Source organism: Mucilaginibacter sp. P25, assembly GCF_050859465.1.
GTDB lineage: Bacteria > Bacteroidota > Bacteroidia > Sphingobacteriales > Sphingobacteriaceae > Mucilaginibacter > Mucilaginibacter gossypii.
In genome coordinates, this window is record NZ_CP193937.1 from 3,224,707 (window position 1) to 3,247,340 (window position 22,634).

At 45.0% G+C, this 22,634-nt stretch carries 15 protein-coding genes; 7 read left to right on the forward strand and 8 right to left on the reverse strand.

Translation table 11 applies throughout. From position 1 onward, the window contains the following. Window position 1 precedes the first annotated feature (1 nt). From ACRQ5D_RS16440 to ACRQ5D_RS16465, 6 genes are read left to right on the forward strand one after another with little or no spacing between them, the layout of a single operon-like run. Window positions 2–2,200 (forward strand): alpha-L-rhamnosidase C-terminal domain-containing protein, encoded by a 2,199-nt coding sequence (locus ACRQ5D_RS16440; RefSeq protein ID WP_091162958.1) that lies wholly within the window; start codon window positions 2–4, stop codon window positions 2,198–2,200. Continuing rightward, complete coding sequence (locus tag ACRQ5D_RS16445; protein ID WP_432329557.1) at window positions 2,197–3,042, forward strand: sugar-binding domain-containing protein; 846 nt, start codon at window positions 2,197–2,199, stop codon at window positions 3,040–3,042. The genes ACRQ5D_RS16440 and ACRQ5D_RS16445 overlap by 4 nt, the downstream gene beginning before the upstream one ends. Next, window positions 2,951–5,506, forward strand: coding sequence for a glycoside hydrolase family 2 TIM barrel-domain containing protein (locus ACRQ5D_RS16450; protein ID WP_431200013.1), 2,556 nt, complete (start codon window positions 2,951–2,953; stop codon window positions 5,504–5,506). Before ACRQ5D_RS16445 ends, ACRQ5D_RS16450 begins: the two co-directional genes overlap by 92 nt. After that, the gene (locus tag ACRQ5D_RS16455; protein WP_432329559.1) at window positions 5,503–7,308 is read left to right on the forward strand and encodes a glycosyl hydrolase; all 1,806 of its coding nucleotides are present in this window, start codon (window positions 5,503–5,505) and stop codon (window positions 7,306–7,308) included. Before ACRQ5D_RS16450 ends, ACRQ5D_RS16455 begins: the two co-directional genes overlap by 4 nt. After that, window positions 7,301–8,845, forward strand: coding sequence for a glycosyl hydrolase (locus ACRQ5D_RS16460; RefSeq protein WP_432329561.1), 1,545 nt, complete (start codon window positions 7,301–7,303; stop codon window positions 8,843–8,845). Before ACRQ5D_RS16455 ends, ACRQ5D_RS16460 begins: the two co-directional genes overlap by 8 nt. Before the next feature lie 4 nt (window positions 8,846–8,849). Beyond that, on the forward strand, window positions 8,850–10,892 hold the full coding sequence (locus ACRQ5D_RS16465) for an aceric acid hydrolase (protein WP_091162961.1): 2,043 nt from the start codon (window positions 8,850–8,852) through the stop codon (window positions 10,890–10,892). 600 nt (window positions 10,893–11,492) lie between these two features. Here ACRQ5D_RS16465 and ACRQ5D_RS16470 read toward each other — a convergent pair. Genes ACRQ5D_RS16470 through ACRQ5D_RS16505 form a run of 8 tightly spaced genes read right to left on the reverse strand, consistent with a single transcriptional unit; the run spans window position 11,493 to window position 21,114 of the window. Continuing rightward, window positions 11,493–13,805, reverse strand: coding sequence for a DUF5703 domain-containing protein (locus ACRQ5D_RS16470; protein ID WP_432329563.1), 2,313 nt, complete (start codon window positions 13,803–13,805; stop codon window positions 11,493–11,495). 1 nt (window position 13,806) lies between these two features. Continuing rightward, a complete protein-coding gene (locus tag ACRQ5D_RS16475; RefSeq protein WP_432329565.1) occupies window positions 13,807–15,228 on the reverse strand; it encodes a sialate O-acetylesterase in 1,422 nt (473 codons plus the stop codon). A gap of 9 nt (window positions 15,229–15,237) precedes the next feature. Next, on the reverse strand, window positions 15,238–16,803 hold the full coding sequence (locus tag ACRQ5D_RS16480; protein ID WP_432329567.1) for a sodium:solute symporter: 1,566 nt from the start codon (window positions 16,801–16,803) through the stop codon (window positions 15,238–15,240). After that, window positions 16,800–17,966, reverse strand: coding sequence for a four-carbon acid sugar kinase family protein (locus ACRQ5D_RS16485; protein ID WP_432329569.1), 1,167 nt, complete (start codon window positions 17,964–17,966; stop codon window positions 16,800–16,802). The genes ACRQ5D_RS16480 and ACRQ5D_RS16485 overlap by 4 nt, the downstream gene beginning before the upstream one ends. Window positions 17,967–17,969: 3 nt before the next feature. Continuing rightward, window positions 17,970–18,851, reverse strand: a complete 882-nt coding sequence (pdxA, locus tag ACRQ5D_RS16490) for a 4-hydroxythreonine-4-phosphate dehydrogenase PdxA (RefSeq protein ID WP_432329571.1) — start codon at window positions 18,849–18,851, stop codon at window positions 17,970–17,972. A gap of 5 nt (window positions 18,852–18,856) precedes the next feature. After that, window positions 18,857–19,009: a hypothetical protein gene (locus ACRQ5D_RS16495; protein WP_432329573.1), complete on the reverse strand. Its 153-nt coding sequence runs from the start codon at window positions 19,007–19,009 to the stop codon at window positions 18,857–18,859. Further along, window positions 19,006–19,938: a dihydrodipicolinate synthase family protein gene (locus ACRQ5D_RS16500; protein WP_432329575.1), complete on the reverse strand. Its 933-nt coding sequence runs from the start codon at window positions 19,936–19,938 to the stop codon at window positions 19,006–19,008. The genes ACRQ5D_RS16495 and ACRQ5D_RS16500 overlap by 4 nt, the downstream gene beginning before the upstream one ends. Window positions 19,939–19,947: 9 nt before the next feature. Next, on the reverse strand, window positions 19,948–21,114 hold the full coding sequence (locus ACRQ5D_RS16505; protein WP_432329577.1) for an iron-containing alcohol dehydrogenase: 1,167 nt from the start codon (window positions 21,112–21,114) through the stop codon (window positions 19,948–19,950). Window positions 21,115–21,533: 419 nt separating this feature from the next. Between ACRQ5D_RS16505 and fbp the strand changes: the two genes are divergently transcribed. Then, complete coding sequence (fbp, locus tag ACRQ5D_RS16510; RefSeq protein ID WP_188832977.1) at window positions 21,534–22,577, forward strand: class 1 fructose-bisphosphatase; 1,044 nt, start codon at window positions 21,534–21,536, stop codon at window positions 22,575–22,577. The last annotated feature ends 57 nt before the right edge of the window (window positions 22,578–22,634 follow it).

Genomic DNA, 22,634 nt, shown 5'->3' on the forward strand with positions numbered 1-22,634 from the left:
AATGAATAAAATCACTACTCATATAAGATTCAATAAGGCTCGTGTATTTATCGCGCTGCTAAGCTTTATGTTTTGTGCTGATATGGCCAAAGCACAGCAAGCAACCTGGATCTGGTACCCCGGCGATTACGAGGTATGGTTAAGTAACCGGATGCAAAACCGCCGTACCGAGCGCGGGGCATTCTTTCCGCCATTCTGGAAACTGGACAGTCATTACGTATTGGTTGATTTTCACAAGGATTTTACGCTTGCCAATTCCGAAACCGTTGAACTGGCGGTTGAGGGGCAATACAACGTAAAGCTTGATGGTAAGGCATTGGCAGGTTATCCAAAAAATATACATGTGCCGGCTGGCAGGCACAGGCTTAGTCTCAAAGTTTATAACCAGGCTGCTGCTCCGGCCATTTTTGTGAAGGGGCAGCAACTGGTGTCAGATACCTCGTGGCTGGTAACTTATGAGGACAAAGAATGGATTGATGAGTCGGGTAAAACTTCGGATGTATCGGCCACCAAATATGTGAACGCCGGTAACTGGAACTTTGATTCGGCGGATAAGTTGCCTTCTGCATTTCGTTTGCCTACGGAGGAGCATAAGCCAGCAAAAGCCGAACGAAAAGAACATTCCATTTTGGTTGATTTTGGCAAGGAAACATTTGGCTACGCCAAGCTTATCGGCCTAAAAGGCAAGGGCAATATTAAATTCTGTTACGGAGAATCAAAAGAAGAAGCTTTATCTCTAACCAATTGCGAACTGTTGGATAGTGTTTATATCGATCAGCTTCAGAAAGCCGATTATACTATGGATGGTTCGCGTGCTTTCCGATACATTAATGTATTGTTTGATGATCATGTGAGTGCCGATGATGTGTCCATGCTTTACGAATATTCGCCGGTTGAGCAGCGGGGGAGTTTCAAATGTTCGGATGAGTTGATCAACAAGATCTGGGATGTTTCGGCCTATACCCTGCACCTGAATACCCGCGAATTTTTTATCGATGGCATTAAGAGGGACAGGTGGATCTGGTCGGGCGATGCTTATCAAAGCTACCTCATGAATTATTACCTGTACTTTGATTCGCCAACAGTAACCCGCACCCTGTACGCCCTTCGCGGTAAAGACCCTGTAACCAGCCATATCAATACCATTATGGATTATACTTTTTACTGGTTTATGGGTATTTATGATTACTACCAATATACCGGCGATAAAAGTTTCATTAAACAAATGTACCCGCGCATGCAAAGCCTGATGAGCTATTGCCTGCAACGCCGTGATAAAAATGGCCTCATGGAAGGCTTGCCAGGTGACTGGGTATTTATTGACTGGGCCGATAAACTCAGCAAAAAAGGTGAAGTAAGCTTTGAACAGTTACTGCTCTGCCGCAGCCTGGAAACCATGGCTTTATGCGCCAATATTATGGATGATAAAAAGGGCAACGATCAATATCAAAAACTGTCCGCCGATCTGAAATCCAAGATCTTTTCCCTGTACTGGAATAGCGATAAACATGCCTTTGTGCACAGCCTCGTTGATGGTAAGCAAAGCGATAACGTGACCCGCTATACCAATATGTTCTCGATATTTTTCAACTACCTCAACCCAGGTCAGCAGCAGGAAATAAAAAAGTACGTGCTGCTGAACGATAATATACAGAAGATAACCACCCCATACATGCGCTTTTATGAACTGGAAGCCCTTTGCGCCATGGGCGAGCAAAGCTATGTACTCAAAGAGATGAAGGATTATTGGGGCGGGATGCTCAATTTAGGCGCAACCTCTTTTTGGGAAGAATACAATCCGGCTAAAACAGGCACCGACCGCTACGCCATGTACGGGCGACCATTTGGTAAAAGCCTTTGCCATGCCTGGGGCGCCAGCCCGATATACCTGTTGGGTAAATATTATCTCGGCGTAAAACCAACTGCGCCGGGTTATCAGCAATATGTCATCGAACCTAAATTGGGTGGTCTGCAATGGATGGAAGGCAGCGTGCCAACTGTTGATGGGGATATCAAGGTATCATGCAGTACCAAACAAATTAAAGTGAGCAGCAATACCGGAACTGGCCTGTTGCGATTTACCAGCACCTCCAAACCGGTTTGTAAGGAGGGTGAAATAACCGCTAAAGGAAACGGAACCTATGAACTTACCATCCAAAAACAAAAACAGTACACCATAAACTATAGCGCAAAAAAATGATGAAACGGCTCTTATCTATCCTGCTTTTAACAGCATTTTCATCAACAGGGCTTTACGCGCAACTGGTTGATAAAACGCCCGCGCCCATCCCTAACGTGCCTACGGTTTATGATGCCGAACCTTGGGAAAATCCTTTGGTTGATGGCATAAACCGGGATGCGGCACGCGCTACAGCATATTCATACAGCAGTATCAAAGATGCATTGGCTGGCGATAGGGAAAAATCAGGCAGGATGTTATCCCTGAATGGTTACTGGGATTTTAGCTATGCCGCCAAACCTGCCGATGCGCCGAAAGATTTTTATAAAAGCCGGGTAAGCGGTTGGAAAAAGATCATCGTTCCCTCAAGTATTGAAATGCAGGGTTATGATAAACCCATTTATAAAAGTGCGGTTTACCCGTTTCGCCCGGTTAACCCGCCTCATGTGCCGAAGGATTATAACGGCGTTGGCAGTTATCAGCGTACGTTTACATTGCCCGCCGGTTGGAAAGATATGAACATTACCCTGCATTTCGGCGGGGTAAGTTCGGGCTTTAAGGTTTGGCTCAATGGTAAGTTTTTAGGTTATGGCGAGGATAGTTTTTTGCCGTCAGAGTTTAATATTACCCCATACCTGCAAGCGGGCGAGAACGTGATATCGGTGCAATTGATCCGATGGAGCGATGGTTATTTTTTGGAAGACCAGGATCAGTGGCGCATGAGTGGCATCCATCGCGAAGTAATGCTTTTGGCCGAGCCGAAATTACGGATTGCTGATTTTCAATGGCAGGCCAAACTGGATAAGCAATATAAAGACGCCATTTTCAGTATCTCGTCCACGGATCGAAAACCTGACAGGTAAGGCTGTACCCGGATATAAAATTGAAGCAAGGCTTTTCGACAGCAATAATAAAGAGGTATTGCAAAAGCCTTTGGAAAGAAGCGTTGAAAGTATCATCAACGAGATTTATCCAAGGTTGGATAACGTGAAATTCGGCTTACTGGAAACTACACTGAAAAACCCCGAAAAATGGAGCGATGAAAAACCAAACCTCTATACGCTCACTTTATCTTTAGTTGACAGCACTGGCCAAACGCTGGAAGTTAAAAGCTGCAAGGTGGGCATCAGGAGCATTGAGTTTAGTAAGGAAGATAGTAAGCTGCTCATCAACGGCAAAGTAACCTATTTGTACGGCGTAAATCGTCCCGATCATGACCCGGTAAAAGGAAAGGCGCTATCCCGCGAAGATATCCTGAATGATGTGCGTACCATCAAACGTTTCAATTTTAACTGTATCCGCACCAGCCATTACCCGATGGATCCGTACCTGTATGATCTGTGCGATGAGTATGGGATACTGGTCATAGACGAAGCCAACCTGGAAACCCATGGTCTTGGTTCAAAGCTAAGCAATGACCCCATGTGGACCGGCGCTTACCTCGACAGGGCTACCCGTATGGTAATGCGCGATAAAAATCATCCGAGCATTATTATTTGGAGTTTGGGGAATGAGGCCGGCAGAGGGCCAAACCATGCGGCAATGGCCGGCTGGATCCATGATTTTGATATTACCCGTCCGGTACATTATGAGCCTGCACAAGGTACGCCACAAGCCGAAGGATATATCGACCCGACCGATCCGCGCTATCCTAAAACCAATGATCATTCGCACAGATTACAGAACCCTATAGATCAGCCTTATGTAGATATTGTAAGCCGGATGTATCCCGGCATTTATACTGCGCCCTTGCTGGCCAATCAGCAGAATGGCGATAACCGCCCGATATTTTTTGTAGAGTATTCGCACGCGATGGGTAACTCCAATGGAAACTTAAAGGAGTTTTGGGATCAATGGCGTTCAACCAAACGGGTTATTGGCGGTGCCATCTGGGAGTTTAAAGACCAGGGACTATTAAAACATGATTCGACAGGTAAGGCATACTATGCCTATGGCGGTGATTATGGTGAACGTTATTTTGACAATTTCACCATCAAAGGCATTGTAGCATCTGATGGTCGCCCTAAACCTGCTATTTACGAATGCAAGCATGTTTTTCAGCCGGCGGTTTGTGAATTGGTTGATGCCGATAAAGCAACTATCCACATCAAAAACTGGCATAGTGTAGCTTCACTGGCCGATTATAATGTTAGCCTGCAGTTGAGGGAAGACGGCAATATCATCCTTAAAAAACAAATTCCCCGTATCAGCCTTGCAGCCGGGCATGATACCACAATCAGCATTAAACAATGTCTGCCCGGTTTAAAACCCAACCATGAATATCTTGCCGATATTCACTTTACCCTTGCCGAAGATAAGCCTTGGGCAAGCAAAGGTTACGGAATAGCAAGTGATCAGTTTCAACTAACGGCGCTTAAAACATCCACTGCAAACGCTGAACGTAAGCACTATCCGGAAACAAAACTGGTTGAAGATGATAAAGCTTATCATATCAGCGGGAAAGATTTTGAGATTGGCATCAGTAAAAGTAACGGTGCTTTAAGCTCATACCTGTACAAAGGTAATCAGCAGATATTTGCGCCTTTATTGCCACATTTCACCCGACCGGTTACCGATAATGATCATCGCGGCTGGAAGATGGAAAAGAAACTGGCGGCCTGGTTTAAAGCGTCACCTGTTTTGAAAAAACTCTCGAGCCAAAAAACTGAAGATGGTGCGGTTGTAATAACAAGTATTTATTCCATGCTTAATGATAGTGCTTCGGTACAGGTGAACTACACCATTTGCGGCGATGGCTTGCTAAAAGTTGCGTATGTGTTTGATGCTAAACCGGGTTTGCCAAACCTGCCAAAGGTTGGTATGCAAATGGGTATTGCGCAGGCCGATAGCAATGTCAGTTATTATGGCCGCGGTCCTTATGAAAACTATATCGACAGGCGTACAGGCTCGGAAGCGGGCGTATATTCGCGAAGCATTAACCAATTCATGGAACCTTACGTAGTTCCCCAGGAAAACGGCAACCGTACCGATGTACGCTGGATGCTGCTGCACCATACAACAGGTGGTTTGCTGATCACCGCCGATAGCCTGCTGAGCATGAGTGCCTGGCCTTATACCGAAGAGAATATTCAAAAGGCGAAGCATACCAACAAGCTAAAGGATGCAGGTTTTATTACGCTGAATATCGACCTGATACAGATGGGCGTAGGCGGCAACGATAGCTGGTCGGAAGTGGCTGAGCCTTTGGAACAATACCGTATTCCGGCCAAAAAATATCAATATAGTTTTTACCTGAAACCTTACGAAGGTAAACCCGACGCTGCAGGTAATACGGCATACCAGATTAAATTTAACAGGAAGCCATGAGGAAATACGTTTTTATAATTTGCTTTTGCTGCCTGTTGTTACCGGGGATAGCCCAACAGCGTAAACTATCTCTTAAAAATGATGATTTGAAGGAGGCCTTCCTGCATCCGCCCGAATCTGCAAAGCCCTGGGTTTTTTGGTACTGGATGCAGGGTGCAGTAAGCCGAGAGGGCATCACTGCTGATCTGCAGGCTATGAAGCAGGCCGGAATAGCAGGGGCTTATTTAATGCCCATTAAAGGCCCGGCTAATCCGCCGTTTATCACTCCCTCAATTAATCAGTTAAGCCCGGAGTGGTGGGCAATGGTAAAATTTACCATGCAGGAAGCCGACAGGATAGGCCTAAAACTGGCTATGCACGACAGCGATGGTTTTGCGCTGGCTGGTGGGCCGTGGATAACACCGGAGCTTTCCATGCAAAAGGTGGTATGGTCAAAAATTGAGGTTGAAGATGGCAAAGTTTACCATGATACTTTGCCTATCCCCAAACACTATAAAAACTATTATAAGGATATCGAAATATTGGCCTATCCATCGCTTCCGGGCGAAGGGATAAGCAGTTACGACGAGCATCCGAAGGTAACTGCCAGCTTGCCTAATACCGACGTACAATATCTTGCTGAAAAAGGAAATCCCAAAAGCTTTACAAGCAACGAACAGTGCTGGCTGCAGCTTGAATTTGAAAAGCCCTTTACCTGCCGCTCGCTTGTTATACATACTTCGGCAAGTAATTATCAGTCGCAACGGCTGTTGCTTGAAGTGAGCGATGATGGTAAAAGTTTTCGCTCATTAGGTAGGTTGGAATCTCCACGCCACGGCTGGCAGGATGGCGATGCGGAGATCACCCACGCCATCGCACCTACAACAGCAAAATATTTCAGGTTTACTTATGATAAAGAAGGTTCTGAACCGGGAGCCGAAGACCTTGATTTTGCAAAATGGAAGCCAACGCTAAAACTATCGCGCATTGAGTTGTTGGGTGAGCCCCGCATCCATCAATATGAAAGTAAAACTGGCGAGGTTTGGCGTTTAAGCAAGCAAACTACAGATGTTCAATTACCGGCTGATCTTTGCGTAGATAAAAGCAAGGTTATCAACCTTACTGATAAATTAGGAGTAGATGGTAAACTGAACTGGCAGGCACCTGCCGGTAAATGGACTATCATTCGGATCGGTCACACTTCAACCGGGCATACTAATGCTACAGGCGGTGGCGGCATCGGTTTGGAGTGCGATAAGTTCAATCCCGAAGCGGCTAAACTACAATTTGATAACTGGTTTGGCGAAGCGATAAAACAGGTTGGCCCGGACCTGGCTAAACGGGTTTTAAAGATTTTTCATGTGGATAGTTGGGAGTGCGGAAGTCAGAACTGGTCGCCGGTTTTTGCTGCTGAATTTCAGAAGCGGAGGGGATATGACCTGCTACCATATCTTCCATTAATGGCCGGTATACCAATGGAAAGTGCTGAAAAATCTGAAAAAGTACTGGCCGACGTAAGGCAAACGATAGCCGAATTATTGGTAGATAATTTCTACGGTACGATGGCTAAGCTGGCACACGAAAAAGGCTGCACATTTACAGCTGAAAGCGTGGCCCCAACCATGATGAGCGATGGCATGCTGCATTACCAAAAGGCAGATATCCCGATGGGGGAATTTTGGTTCAGGAGCCCTACGCATGATAAGCCCAATGATATGCTGGATGCCATTTCGGGCGGGCACATCTACGGTGAAAATATTATCCAGGCCGAGGCTTTTACCGAATTACGGTTATTATGGGACGAGACACCCCGGTATGCTTAAAACTGCTGCCGACCGCAACTTTGCCCTTGGCATCAATCGTTATGTTTTCCATGTAAATGTGCATAATCCCTGGCTTGACCGTAAGCCGGGTATGACGCTGGATGGTATCGGTCTGTTTTTTCAGCGCGACCAAACCTGGTGGCAGTCTGGTAAGGCTTGGTTTGATTATATCAGTCGCTGCCAGGTCATGTTGCAACAGGGACATCCGGTTGCAGATATCGCTGTTTTTACCGGCGAGGAAACGCCGCGTCGCGCTATTTTGCCAGATAGGTTGGTTAGTACTCTACCGGGAATTTTCGGCACGGAACGGGTAAAACTGGAAGAGGAACGTTTAGCAAATAAGGGCGTACCCATCATTAATTCGATTGAGGATGCGAGCCATTCGGCTAATATGGCGCTGCCCGAAAACTGGATAGACCCGCTGAGGGGCTATGCCTATGATTCTTTTAACAAAGACGCGTTACTACGTTTGGCTACAGTAAAAAACGGCAGTATCATTCTACCCGGAGGTGCAAGTTATGCCATGTTGGTAATACCCGGCGTAAGCCAGATGTCGCAGCAGCCATGGCAGTTATCGGCAGAGGTCGTAAAAAAACTTCAGCAACTGGTAAATGAAGGCGCTACTGTTTTGTTGGACGTTCAGCGGATGAAAACTACTTTATCTAAAGGCCCTGCGGGCAAATTACTCATTGGCCCTTATCAAAAAGGAACCTTTGATGAAGTAGGGGTAACCCGCGATCTGATAGCGACAGACTCGGTTGATCAGCCGGCAAAGGATCTTGCCTGGGCACATCGTAGTTCAGCTAATCTTGATATCTATTTCATTTCTAATCAGCAGGCTTTAAATCGCACCATTAATTTATCATTGAGGACAGCAGGGCGTGCCCCTGAACTATGGGATCCTCTAACCGGTGAGATCAGGCAATTGCATAATACGGGTAAATCATCCCGTACAAATATCAAGCTTGAGTTGGCGGCCAATGGCTCTGCTTTTATCGTTTTCAGAAATGGTTCTTCTACTGCCAAAAGCGAGGATAATAAGCCATCTCATTTTAAAACGGTACAAACTTTCACAAACTGGCGGGTACAGTTCGATCCTCAATATGGAGGCCCTGTAAAGCCGGTTATGTTTAATCAACCTGAAGACTGGTCGCAGAATGCTAATGATAGTATTAAGTATTATTCGGGCACTGCGGTTTACAACCATACATTTCAGTTTACCGCAAAAACAGGAGCCAAAACCTATCTACATCTGGGCAATGTATCCAATCTCGCCGAAGTATATCTAAACGGCATCAATTGCGGTACAGCCTGGACATTTCCGTACCGGGTAGATATTAGCAAGGCCATCAAACTTGGCGAGAATAAACTGGTAATCAAAGTAACCAACACTTGGGCTAACCGCCTGATGGGTGATCATGCACTGCCCGAAAATAAACGTATTACATGGACAAACGCGCCTTACCGTTTGGAAGGGCGCTCATTGTTGCCGGCCGGCTTGTTAAGCCCCGTGAAGTTGCTTACTTATATCCCTTAATGATATGAAATGGATTTGTAAATATATTGGAATAGCATTGTTGTTAAGCTGCACATTAAAACTATCTGCACAAAACAAAGCCCTGGTAAACACCAGTAAAAGCAGTTACGCCAAACTAAGCAGCCTTGATATGGGCGCAGTACAGTGGACAGGCGGCTTTTGGGCCGACAGGTTTAAGGTTTGTCGTGATACCATGATCCCCAACCTGTGGCGTGTTTATACCGATCCAAAGATCAGTCACGCTTATCGCAATTTTGAGATAGCTGCGGGAATTGACACCGGATCGCACGAAGGTCCGCCATTTCATGACGGTGATTTTTATAAGCTTTTTGAAGCTGTAGCCAGCATGTACGCGGCTACTCATGATCCTAAATTGGATGTATTGATGGATAAAACCATAGCCGTTATCGCTAAAGCCCAACGGGCCGATGGCTACATCCACACACCAACCCTTATTGAAGAGCGTAAGAATAGTGGTAAGGAAAAGGCTTTTAATGATCGCCTTAATTTTGAAACCTATAACCTTGGTCACCTCATGACTGCCGCCTGCGTGCACTACCGTGTTACAGGTAAAACAACTTTACTAAAAGTAGCTGTCAAGGCAACCGACTATCTCTATAAGTTTTATAAAACGGCCTCGCCCGAGCTGGCGCGAAATGCCATTTGTCCTTCGCATTATATGGGCGTAGTGGAGATGTACCGCACTACCCGCGACCCCAAATACCTGGAACTGGCTAAAAACCTGATAGACATCCGTGGCTTGATGAAGGATGGTACAGACGACAACCAGGACAGGACACCTTTCCGGCAGCAAACACAGGCGATGGGGCACGCGGTGAGGGCCAATTATCTTTTTGCCGGTGCTGCCGATGTTTATGCCGAAACCGGCGATACCACGCTCATGCACACCTTAAACCTGATGTGGAACGATGTGGTGAACCGCAAAATGTATATCACCGGTGGCTGCGGCTCGCTTTATGATGGTGTTTCTCCCGACGGCACGTCTTACAACCCCAACGAAGTGCAAAAGGTACATCAGGCTTACGGGCGCGATTATCAATTGCCAAGTTTCACCGCCCACAATGAAACCTGCGCAAACATAGGCAATGTACTCTGGAACTGGCGCATGCTGCAGGTAACCGGCGATGCCAAATATGCCGACGTGATGGAACTGGCGTTGTACAATAGCGTACTTTCGGGGATTAGTCTTAACGGTCGTAACTTTTTATATACCAATCCGTTGGCTTATTCGGATAGTTTGCCGTTTAAGCAACGTTGGTCTAAGGATAGGATAGGGTATATCAAACTTTCTAACTGTTGTCCGCCCAATGTGGTGCGTACCATTGCCGAGGTAAGCGATTATGCGTACAGTACATCTGATAAAGGCTTGTGGTTTAATCTGTATGGCAGCAATACTATCAGCGCTAAACTGAAAGATGGTACGCCTGTAAAGCTAACGCAAACTACTAATTACCCCTGGGATGGCAAGATCAGCATTAAGTTTGACGAAGTACCTGGCAATAAAGCATTTTCGGTATTTTTAAGGATTCCTGGCTGGTGTAAGGGAGCGAGTATCAAACTCGAAGGTCAGCCGGTGCCGCAGTTAGATACTACGCCAGGAACTTATATGCAAGTTAACGCTGTTTGGCGCAAAGGAATGACGATTGATCTCGACCTGCCAATGCCGGTTACTATGATGGAAGCAAACCCGCTGGTTGAGGAAACCCGCAACCAGGTAGCGGTAAAACGCGGCCCGGTGGTTTATTGCCTCGAATCGGCAGATTTGGCTAAAGGGCAAAAGGTTTTCAATGTGGCTTTATCTGCCAATAGTCAACTCAAACCTGAAATGATCCGGATAGATAACAGCGAGATCATGAGCCTAATAGGTAAAGCTGATCTTCGCGATGAAAATAATTGGAGTAACCAGCTTTATAAAGAAATATCGGCACCCAAACAAAACGCTGTTGATATCAGGCTGATCCCGTATTATGCCTGGGGTAACCGGGGACATGTGGATATGGAAACGTGGATGCCGTTGGATAGGTGATTTGAGGTTAAAGGGTAAAGGCCAAAGGTTAAAGGTGAAAGGCAAAAGGTAAAAAAGCTCCACGCCGCCGCTCGGTTCCCAGCCGGGTGGCAACTATCAGGGCGGCCTCTGGCCGCCGGGACTAAAGCAGCCTTTTGTTCTTACACTTAAAACTTCGGCCGGTAATTGGTGGCGGTTGTTTTTTGTCCCAATATGTGTTAGCTGAGCTTCAGCCGGATGGCATGAAATATCGATACTCACCCCCGCAATTTTGGTGGCATTATTTTGTCAGTGCTATTTATAAATGAGGTGATCAATTCCAAAAAGCCTAAAAACCTTTAAAAAAACAAGAAATAAAAAAGGGTTTTTTACCTGTCTTTGAAATAAGGAAAGTTTACTCTTTAAAGTTTTAGTCATTGGTAATCAGGTATTTAATGGTGTTTCGGGTGAATTGTTATCTATTTGATTGTCAGTGTGTTTTATTTTTAAGGTGTTCCGCGTTTTCACTCTCAAAAAATGGAACAGTCTCTTTTTACAAAAAAGAGCAGCGGGAGTTTTTTCAATTTTTTTTTGAGAATCAAAAAATTGGGACACCCTTTTTGTTACAAATGAACGAGGGAATTATTGGGCTAACATCATTGTAATATCCTTCCTTCTATCTTCGGGGAGAACTTTTAAATCAACCATCTTTCCATCCTTTAGTGTGGCCTCAACAGTGGTATTATAAGGCGCATGAAGTTTAAAATGCACATCCCAATCCTTTGGCCAGGCGGGGAACAGCAGGATCTTTTTATCGTCTACCTGCATCAGCATTTCCTGCAGACCGATCATGCCTGAGCCACCCCAGTTATGGTCGGGTGTCCAGTCGAAACCCGGCCCCCAAAATGCCGGGAAACGCCTGCCCGAGTTTTTGAGTTTGAAGGTGGTTAGTTTGGCAGCCTCATCTGTCAGACCTAAGCGGGCCGCAAAAATATTATCCTGTTTCCAGCCAATGCCGCTTCTGAATCTGGCTACAAGGGTATCCAGCCTCCATGTATTTAAAGCTGTCTCTAATTCCGGTTTACCTAAGCCATAAATGCCCCATGGAAATACCGGGTAAAATTGAGTGTTCTCTTCATTGTTAACCCGCTCCCATGATTTTGCAGGCGTAAGGGTTTTATGACCGTCAATTTCGCCAAACGAAATAGGAGGAATGCGTTTTAAAAAGCCTTCCAGTTTGCCGCGCTCTTCTTTGCTCAGGTAACTATCAGGCAGTGCCAGCATCCGTTTGGTGATAGTTTGCAGGGCCGCTATGGTTGAGTTGGAGTTATAGGCCATTTTGAAAGTCTCGGCAGATGAGCCGGGATAGAGCACAAGATGCCCGTTGCCGTCCAATGCTTTGGTGCTACGCTTGCGGGAAAGGTATTGATAATGTTCATCAAAAAAAGTGAGGCAGCTTTCAATAAAGGGGATGTATTGATGGATGTCGTCGCCTTTGTACCGTTCTGTTTCCATCATCATGAGGCAAAACTCAAAAACGGTATCCCAGGTATATTCCAACCAGGCGTTGTACTCTAACCCTTTGTCAAAATCGGCAGGGCGCTTCCAGGTGTACTCGGCACTATTCGGTAGACCGAAATTTTCTATTTGCTCAGTAAAGTAGGCGCCATTGTGGCCCCAGTAAACCTTGCTGCGTAATTCGGCGTTTTTCAACGAGCGCAGATAAAACTCAAACTCCGGCTTCATCATATCAATATCGCCGCTTTTGAGCATCGGGAAATAAACCAAACGCTGGTTTTGGGCAGTCATCAAGCCTCCGCCCCAGTTGCGGAAATCAGGCGTAAAAGCGTATTGAGGATTGACGAAAACGGGATCGTAGGTAAACAGGCCGCCGTTAAATTTAGTGGGCGCTTGTCCATAAGCATTGCAGCCCAGCATATACCTGAAAAGCTGATAGTTTTTACTTGTTTGCCAGGCAGCGGTATCATTGCCAGGCTTTTTATTATTGATGTAGATGAAACTCCTGTTCCAATATTGTTTCCACCAGTCGGCTGTTTTTTGCCATGCGGTTTTGGCGTTGCTTTCAGCTTCTTTAAGTACTTTGTTGAGGCCTTGCTGCCATTCATTTACCGAGGTGGTTTGTTGAGTATAAAGAGAGATTTCAAGATCCTGATTGGTGGCTGGTTTAATGCTCTCCAATTTCAATCCTTCAAAATCGGTGTTGAGGTATTGGCCTTTAGTGTTGCCTACAGGTTTTAGATTTTTACCCTGCATCAGCCCGCCAAAGGTTAAGTTTTTAAGTGGATTGTACATTTGGTCCTTAACCGCATCCATACCCTGTTGCTTTACCGTAACATCAAATATGGTTGAATCGAGATTATGATGATAGAACTGGATAGCATTGCCTTTAAAGCTGATGTTATCCTTTAACGTTTTTACATCATTGCGTGGGGCAAATTTCCATGAGCCTTCATTTTTTTCGAGGCCTTTCACTTCCCTGTCCCGATAACGCCAGCTTTCAAAAGAGGCTTCGGTTTTAATTGCTTTATTGCTGCTGATTTTAAGGTGGATCACCGGGCGATAAACATCAACCCAAAGCTTTATTTCGGCTTTTAAATCGCCGTTTTTTCCGTTGATGAGTACCGAGCCGTCTTGAAGCTTGAGCTCCTGTTTAAAATCATTGCCTTCAAATGGATTAGGCGATAATTTGACCCTTACCCGACCCGGTTTAAGCATGGCATTGTTTTCGTCAAAAGTGCCGCTGCGGGCTATGTAAAAAAGCAGTTCGCCTTTTTCAACCCATACGTTTAAGCCGATATCACCGCCTCCGCAGGGCATGGACTGGCCAGAGTTTTGACTCTGGCTGATCCACACTTCGTTGTATTGTTCGATGCCTTTATTTTGAGCTAACGCGATATTGCAATATAGGAAGCAGAGCAGCAGAAGTTTTTTCATATTACCAATCGTCGGTTCTGAATGAGGAAACGGGGAGCCCGTTTGTGCCGAACAGGTCGCCCACAACAAAATCTTTGAAGGCGTAACGCACGGCCACAGGCTCTTTTACCAAGGGTGAAGATACAATTATTACGCTGCCCGATATCATTGCTTGCGCAGGGTAAAACATTTTGTCTTTACCGGCTATTTCAAAGTTTTGGATGGGTTTATTAAACGAGGTCAATCCGTTTTCGGCGTGCTCAAACCTGATGGTGGCCCGGTTGCCATCAATGGTCATTTCTTTATATAACGGACTCGCATAATCGAAACCTTTAATACCATAAGTTTGCGCCAAGGCCAGGTAGGCTAACCGCGTGCCGATAGGTTCTTTGCGCGGAGGGTGGATGAGTGCCTGCTCGCCAACGTCAAGCGAAACGGCCATATCGCTGTTAGGTATTGTTTTGAGCGATTTTCGTTGAGCATCGCGCAGATAGGCCGAATTGTATTTGCCTCCGCTATTATAAGGCGGGAGCTGTGCATAATCATACGGGGCTATCTGCACATAATAAAAAGGGAAATCACCCTGCTGCCATAGCTCACGCCAGCGTTTTATGAGGGCGGGGAAAAGTTTTTCGTATTGATCAGGCCGGTCGTAGTTCGATTCACCCTGGTACCAGATGCAGCCTTTAATGCCGTAACCAATCACCGGGTTTAACATGCCATTGAACAGGGTAGTAGGCGTGCGTGATACAGCTTTGACGGAGTCTGTTTTGGCCGGGATTTTGATCTCCGGAAAATCTTTCAACCCATCGGGATCCATCCAGGCTTCCGCGTTCGAGCCCGCGTAACAATCGCTGATTAAACCGATAGGTACATGAAGTACCTCATTTAATAATCTGCCGAAATAATAACCTGTAGCACTAAAGTTGGAGACAAATTCGGGGGAGGCGACATGCCATTCTGATGGTTTGCTATTGTCCTGTACTTCGGTTACTGATGAGTGGGGAACGGTGTAAATATGGATGTTGGCGTTAGATGATTTAAGTATAGCATCAACAGAACCGCTTATGGGCTGACTTTTATAACCCTTCATCGGGATCTCCATGTTTGATTGACCGGTGCAAAGCCAAACCTCCCCAATCATCACATTGTTTAATTTGATGGCATTGCCATCGCTAATGGTTACGGTGTATGGCCCGCCGTAAACCGGGGTGCTTACTTTAACCTGCCATTTACCGTTTGCATTTACTTTGGCTTTATAGCTTTTTTTGTTCCATGAGGTGTTGATCATAACCGTTGAACCAGCCTTATCCCAGCCCCAGATTGGTGCCTCGCTTTGTTGCTGCAATACAACGTTATCGGTAAAAATGGATGCCAGTTTTACCTGCGCTTGCGACGATATAAACAGGAACAAACACAGGCCTGATGCCAGTAATCTTTTCATTGCTGTAAATTATTTGGTAAGCTTTCCGGCGCGTTTGGCCTCAAGCCATCCGCTGAAAAGCAGGTTTTTATTCAACTCGGGTTTAGGGAAAAACAAGCTGGCAACATAGCCTACTATGATTACCACCAGGTGACTATACACCCCAAGCATGTATTTATGCTGATTGAAATTGTACCTGCCTAAATCAAGCAAGATGTGTTTGTCCGTACCCAAACCAATTTTAGTTGATGTTAAAAAAGCATAGCCCGTAAACAGGATACAGGCAATAATACCAATGTTCACCCCTTGGCGATTGGCGCGGCTGCTGAACAAGCCCAATAAAAATATCCCGGCAATACCGCCTGAAAATATCGCGTAAAGGGTAAAAACAATGCCCAGCGCACCTTCGTCGCCGGCAAGCAGGTAGAGGGTGGCTATGCCCATCGCTCCAAATCCGGCCAGTACTACTATCCATCGTCCTGCTTTTAAATATTCTTTGTCCGATTTATTGGGTTTGAATTTTTTATAATAGTCTTCCACGCCAATAGCCGAAAGGCAATTGAGGTCAGCGCCCAAGCTGGAGATAGCCGCCGAGATTAGTGCGGCCAATATCAACCCCACAACGCCGGTTGGGAGTTTGCTCATAATAAAATAAGGGAAAACAGCATCGGCCTTGATACCCGCAGGTAATGGGTTTTGCTGATAGTAAGCAAATAACGCTGTGCCGATAAACATGAACAAAGCCCATAGCGGAACTGTTAGTGCTACACCCAATATAGATGCCCTGATAGCCGCTTTATCGGTTTTGGCAGTAAGGTAACGTTGCACCATGGTTTGGTCGGTACCGTATTTCTGGATGGCATAAAACAGGCCGTTTATGGCCATTACTATAAAAGTGAGTTTCTTGAAATTCCAGGAATAAGGCCCGAAATTGTTTTTATGGTTCACGCTGGCAATATGCCAAAGTTCAGGGAAGCCGCCTTTTATGGAACAAATGAGGATAATGAACGATGCTATGCCGCCGCCAATCAGCAAAAAGCCCTGTACAACATCGGCCCAAATTACGGCTTCAATACCGCCGATAAGCGTAATGACGATAATCACAAAGCCTATCACCCAAATAATGGCGAATGTGTTGGTATTGGTCATGTTGGAGAGTGCCAGCGCCAACAGGAAAAACACAGTACCCATTTTTGAAAAATGGGTTAATACGAAACTGATAGAGCTGTAAAAGCGGGCAAACAGGCCAAAACGCTTTTCAAAGTATTCATAGGTGCTTACGCCTATCACCTCGCGGTACAAGGGCACTATGAACCAAACCATTAATAATAATACGATAGGTACCATTAAGCCCTGAACCAGCAAGATCCAGTTAGAGGCAAATCCTTCGCCTGGGTAGGCCAAAAAAGTTACGCTGCTAATGAGCGTTGCCATTAACGACATGCCTATTGCCCATGCCGGGATAGAACCGCGTGATACGAAATATTTTTTGGTTGAATTTTGTCCTTTTGAAAACTTGAGACCGATGGTTAATGAAATGGCCAGTGCCAGGGCTATGATAATATAATCTGCCAGGTGCAGGGTTTCATGTTTCATATGCAGGTATAGTTATTGGTTCCCCAAACGGGGGCAGGCCAGGGGTAGCTGCCGGGTTTTAAAGTTAAACATAATTGGTTATTGCCCGCTATGCGCATATGAATAACTCCGGGAGCTATTAGTTTTGAGGGATATAATTTTTCGATGTTTAAACGCTCAAGTATAGCCCAGGCTGTTGCGCCGCCTTCAATCAGCAATTCGTGAAGATCGGTGTGGTCAATAACCTGTTTTACAATAGCCGCCATTTTGTAGGTTAGCAATACAGGGTCAACCTTTATATCCTTGATAAAATCGGGGTTTATGGCGATGATGGCATTGTTGCCTGCTACAATGCTTGATGCTACATGACTTGCAAAAAGGGCATGCACATTATCGCCACTGGTTTCGGCACAAATGGTTGCCGCAGGTACATAATGCACAGGGATATTGTTGTGCCTGCCATCGTTAAGATTTAGTTTGCCCTGGTAAAAAGTACTGCCAAATACAAATAACCGTCTGCCCGTTGTTTCCGGGTCGGTGGTTTTAACCTTTTGAGGAGTTGTTAAAGATTCAAGCAGCGTAGTAAATAAATTTGCTGAGCCCGCTAATAGCGTGTTGTTATCTGTTTGGCTGATCCAGTATTTAAGATCGTCCTCATTTTCGGCTGCTCCTATAATAATTCCCGTAGATGGAAATTTGTCTTCTTTTTTTATTAATGAGATACTTTCATCAGCTCTCAATAATTCAACAATATTTGAGCTTAAGGCGGGGAAGGTTGGGTCGTTGGCGAAATCACTCAGGTGAATAGGTTGGCCATTGTAGTGAAATGTATCGCCTATGAGCTTTTTTGAATGGTGAGGATTACCGGGTACAATCAGCGCTCTTTTCAATCCTGATGCTGCCAATTGGCTTTGCAGTTCCTCAATAATGTGCCCTCTTAAAACTGAATCTATCTTTTTGAAAAGAAAGCGGGGCTTTAACCGCTGTAATTGGACGGTAAGATTATAAACTATATTCGTCGCTTTATTTACAGCGAGTGAGCGGGTGTCGGTAGCAATAATTAGCAGATCTGCATCGCAGTGTTCATCAACAGAGGTACTCACCTCGGTTCTCAATCCGTGATTGAGACCTATACCCGCCAATTCGGCGGCTCCTGTTAAATCATCTGCAATTACAGCGATCATAGCTTATACTTTTATCCGGTTTTTGCTCAACTGCACCGCCGATTCGATGGCCAGTAACATGGCATCGCTGCTGGCAACGCCTTTGCCTGCAATTTCAAAGGCAGTCCCATGGTCAACCGAGGTGCGGATAATAGGCAGTCCCATAGTGATGTTAACGCCCTTTACGCTATCCATTTGGTGCTTTTCGGCATTCCATTTAAAACCGGTAAGCTTAAAGGGGATGTGGCCCTGGTCGTGGTACATAGCTACCACACCACCATAATATCCAGTTGATGCTTTTGAAAATAAGGTGTCGGCAGGTACAGGGCCTTCCACATCGTAACCTAATTTTATAGCTTCCTGTACAGCGGGAAGGATCTCAAAATCATCTTCGGTACCAAACAAACCTGAGTCACCTGCATGCGGGTTAAGCCCGGCTACACCAATCTTCAGGTTTTTTTCTCCAAGGGAAATAAGGCCATCCTGTAAAAGTTCGATTACTTCAATAATGCGGTCTTTCTTAACCAGGTCACAGGCCTGCCTTAGTGATACGTGGGTGGATACATGGATCACCTTCATGTTATGCTCAACTAGTAGCATGGCATATTTTTTTGTACCGGTATAATGGGCATAAATTTCGGTATGTCCGGCAAAATGATGCCCGGCTTCGTTAATTGATTTTTTGTTGATAGGCCCGGTTACCGTTGCGTCAACCTCTCCGTCAAGAGCCAGTTCAATCGCTTTTTTTACTGCTTCAAATGAGGCATTGCCTGCCATTGCCGATATCTCACCAAACCGCAACTGTTCCATATCCACATTTTGCAGATCAAATACATCAGGCTTGCCAAACTCAAAGTTTGCGTTGCGGATATCTTTTATCGAATTGATGCGTGCATCGAAGCCCAACCGCTTTACGATGTCAAAAAAACACCGGTATCACCAATGATTACGGGACGACAGATCTCATACAGCCTTTCTGTCAATAATGCTTTAACGGCTATTTCAGGGCCAATACTGGCCGGATCGCCCATCGTTATGGCTATGATCGGTCTCTCGGCTATCATTGGTATATCGGTAAGCTAAGGTTTTCAACATTAAGCATGCGCTGTAATTTCTTTTGTAAATCAGCTGCTTCGGCTTCACTAACCTGCAATAAAGGCGGCATCATGTAAGTACGGCATAACCCGGCGCTTTGCATTAGTGATTTTAATGCTGCCAATGATTCGCCCAGCAGGCGTTTGCCTTGATAAATGTCCCCGATCAGATTGGAATGCCTTTGCAGTTGCAGCGCGGCAGCTTCGTCGTTATTGTCGGCAGCAACTATCATTTTGTAATAAATATCCGGGAACAGGTTTCCTGTACTTGGCACCAGGCCGTCGCTGCCGGTAAAAAGCGCGTGAGCAGATTGCGCGCCCCAACCCAAAAAGTGGCTGAAATCGGCCCTGTCGGCCCATAATTTAAGCGAATCCTTTAAACGCTCGTGATTCCGCTCCGAATCTTTAGTCCCAACAATATTTTCATGGTGACTTAATTCGTCGAGAAGGTTTAGGTTGATCGATACGTTTGTTGTGGCCGGGATGTTGTAAACTATCAGGGGGATAGGTACCTCATTGGCCAGCGTTTCAAAGTATGTTTTAATTTCGTATTCAGTTAAAGTGAAATAGGCAGGTAAGTGTGCTACTGCAACGTCAATACCTTCGTCGGCACAGCGTTTGGCGAGGTCAATTGAATCGGCCAGGCAATTGGATGAAATGCCTGCATAAAGCAAGCGGCCAGGTTGCCTTATAGAAACAGCACATTTAATGAAATCGAGCTTGAGCTCGTTTGATAGCGACGCTGACTCGCCGGTAGTTCCCAATATGAAAGGTACGCCTCCGTAGTTAAAGATGCTGTCGAATATTTTTTCAACTGCTTCGTGGTCAAGTTTGTAGTTGTCGGTAAGTGGCGTAATTGATGGCACTACCAGGCCATTATATTTCTTTTTTAGTTTCATTAGTATGTTTTAATAAGCAGCCTCGTAAATGTTAACGGCATCATCTATGTTTATCGGTCGCGGGTTGTTTTTAAGCAAGCGCGTAATTTTCATGGCATCGGCGGCCATTTGCGGTATGGTATTTTTATCTATGTCTATTTCTTTTAAGCTTGCAGGGATCCCGCAATCCTTAATCAGTTGCCTGATCTTTTCTACTCCTGCATAAGCTGTTTCAAAATCATTGATACTACTGTTACAACCCAATGCACGGGCAACGGCAGCATATCGCTCAGGTGCGGCAGGGATATTATACTCCATTACAAACGGCAGCAATAAGGCATTGGATAAGCCGTGGGCAATATGATACAGGCTGCCCAACGGATAGGAGAGTGCATGTACGCCCGCAGTGTTAACCGGGCCTAAACAAAAACCACCCATTAAACTGCCAATAGCCAATTGTGTACGGGCATCTTCATCAGTGCCGTCATTTACTGCTTTAACCAGGTTATCAGCTATAAGCCTGATCCCTTCAAGTGCATACATATCTATAAAAGGATGTGCGTATAGATTGGTATATGCTTCAAGGCAATGAGTTAAAGCATCAAGACCTGTAGCTGCAGTAACTTCTGCCGGCAGGCTGGTCATCAAAGTCGGATCAATGATCACTACATCCGGAACCAGGTAAGGGCTGATAATGCCTTTCTTCTGGTTATCCGCATCATCTATCAATATAGCGTTGGGTGATGCTTCGCTGCCTGTACCTGCTGTTGTGGGCACACAGATCAGTTTTTTAGATCGCTTTTTAAGCAAACCAATTCCCGTGATATCTGCCAGGGTTTGGTCATTATCAATCTGCGCAGCTATGAGTTTAGCCACATCAAGCACACTGCCACCACCAATACCTATGATCACATCGGCTTCAGTATGTTTTACAGATGCAAGCAAATCTCCAAAATCCTTGAACGAAGGCTCCCGTACTATGGAGGTATCAACACGAGCGTTAATCCCTGCTTCTTTAAATTGAGCCAAAAGTGGTTCAAGTTTATTTAATAGCGGACTGATGGTAATAATTAAAGCTGATTTATACCCGCCGCTGATAACATCACCGGTTAATTTAAAAAGCGAGTTTTTGCCAACAATTACCTGGCCCGGAAACCGGATAGTGATGTCGCGATAAGGATGTACAGTTTGCGGCATATACTTATATATTAATAATAGCTGGCCCTGGTTAATTGGTTTTGATATAAAACAAAGATGGATAATGCCGCCTCCCATTTTTATCCAACCGTTATCCAATTATTATACGATATTATCAAAAGGAATATCTGCCGGTAAGTTATTATGATATGATCTGCCTGTAATTTGCTTTAACAGGTAGTTGGAGTAGTAAATAATCGCTAAAATATAAGGAGACGGGGCATGACAGTTCGGCAACTAAAGGCCGGTAACTTAGCAAAAAGTTGAATATAAGGATAAAGGGCCAAGTTTATAAAGGTCGTTTATCTTTTAATGCTTTTATTCATCGGTGGTCAAACCGCCATCTCCTAATTATAAATCATCCGGCTAAACTCCGGTATTTTTTAATATTTCTGTTAACCAATTAAATACATATCTCCATGAAAGTAGTAAAAACGTTAGGACAATTTATTATAGAGAAACAAGCAGATTTCCCTTTTGCCAAAGGCGAACTGTCAAGGCTTTTGCGGGATATAGGCATTGCCGCTAAAATTGTTAACCGCGAGATTAGTAAAGCAGGACTTATCGATATCATAGGCGAAACCGATTCTGTGAACTCCCATGGTGAACGTCAGAAAAAGATGGATGTTTATGCCAATGAACAATTCATTTCGGCATTGCGCAGTGGTGGTGAATGCTGCGTTGTGGCTTCTGAAGAGAATGATGAACATATCCTGATAGAATCAGAGATCTCAAAACATGCCAAATATATTGTGGCGATTGACCCGCTTGATGGCTCATCAAATATTGATGTGAATGTAAGTGTGGGCACCATATTTTCTATCTATCGCCGTAAATCAACCGAAGGTGCAGCTAAACTGGAAGATGTATTGCAAAAAGGTACTGAGCAGGTAGCGGCCGGTTATGTAATTTACGGCTCATCAACAATGCTGGTTTATACAACTGGCAAAGGAGTTAACGGCTTTACCCTTGATCCATCAATAGGCGAGTTTTGCCTGTCGCACGCTGATATTAAAATGCCTAAGGATGGCTATATTTATTCTATTAATGAGGGGTATTATACCCATTTCCCTTTAGGCGTAAAAAAATATATTAAATATTGCCAGGTTGAAGATATCGCTACCAACCGTCCGTACACTTCAAGGTACACAGGTTCAATGATTGCGGATATCCATCGCAACCTGATTAAAGGCGGAATCTTTTTATATCCAACTACCGCGCAATATCCAAATGGCAAACTAAGACTGGTTTATGAATGCAACCCAATGGCTTTTATTATTGAGCAGGCGGGTGGTTTAGCGTCTACAGGTTATGAGCGGATCCTTGATTTGGATGTTAATGAACTTCACCAGCGCTCGGCTATTTTTATCGGTTCAGAAAATATGGTTAAGCGGGCCGAAGATTTTATGCTGGCCTTTTCTTCGCAACAGTCAGCCATAACCCAACATAAACAGGTTATTTAGTTAGCAAAGGGCTTCTGTTTACAGTTTGGTTATTATCGGGCTGATAAATGAAGTTAT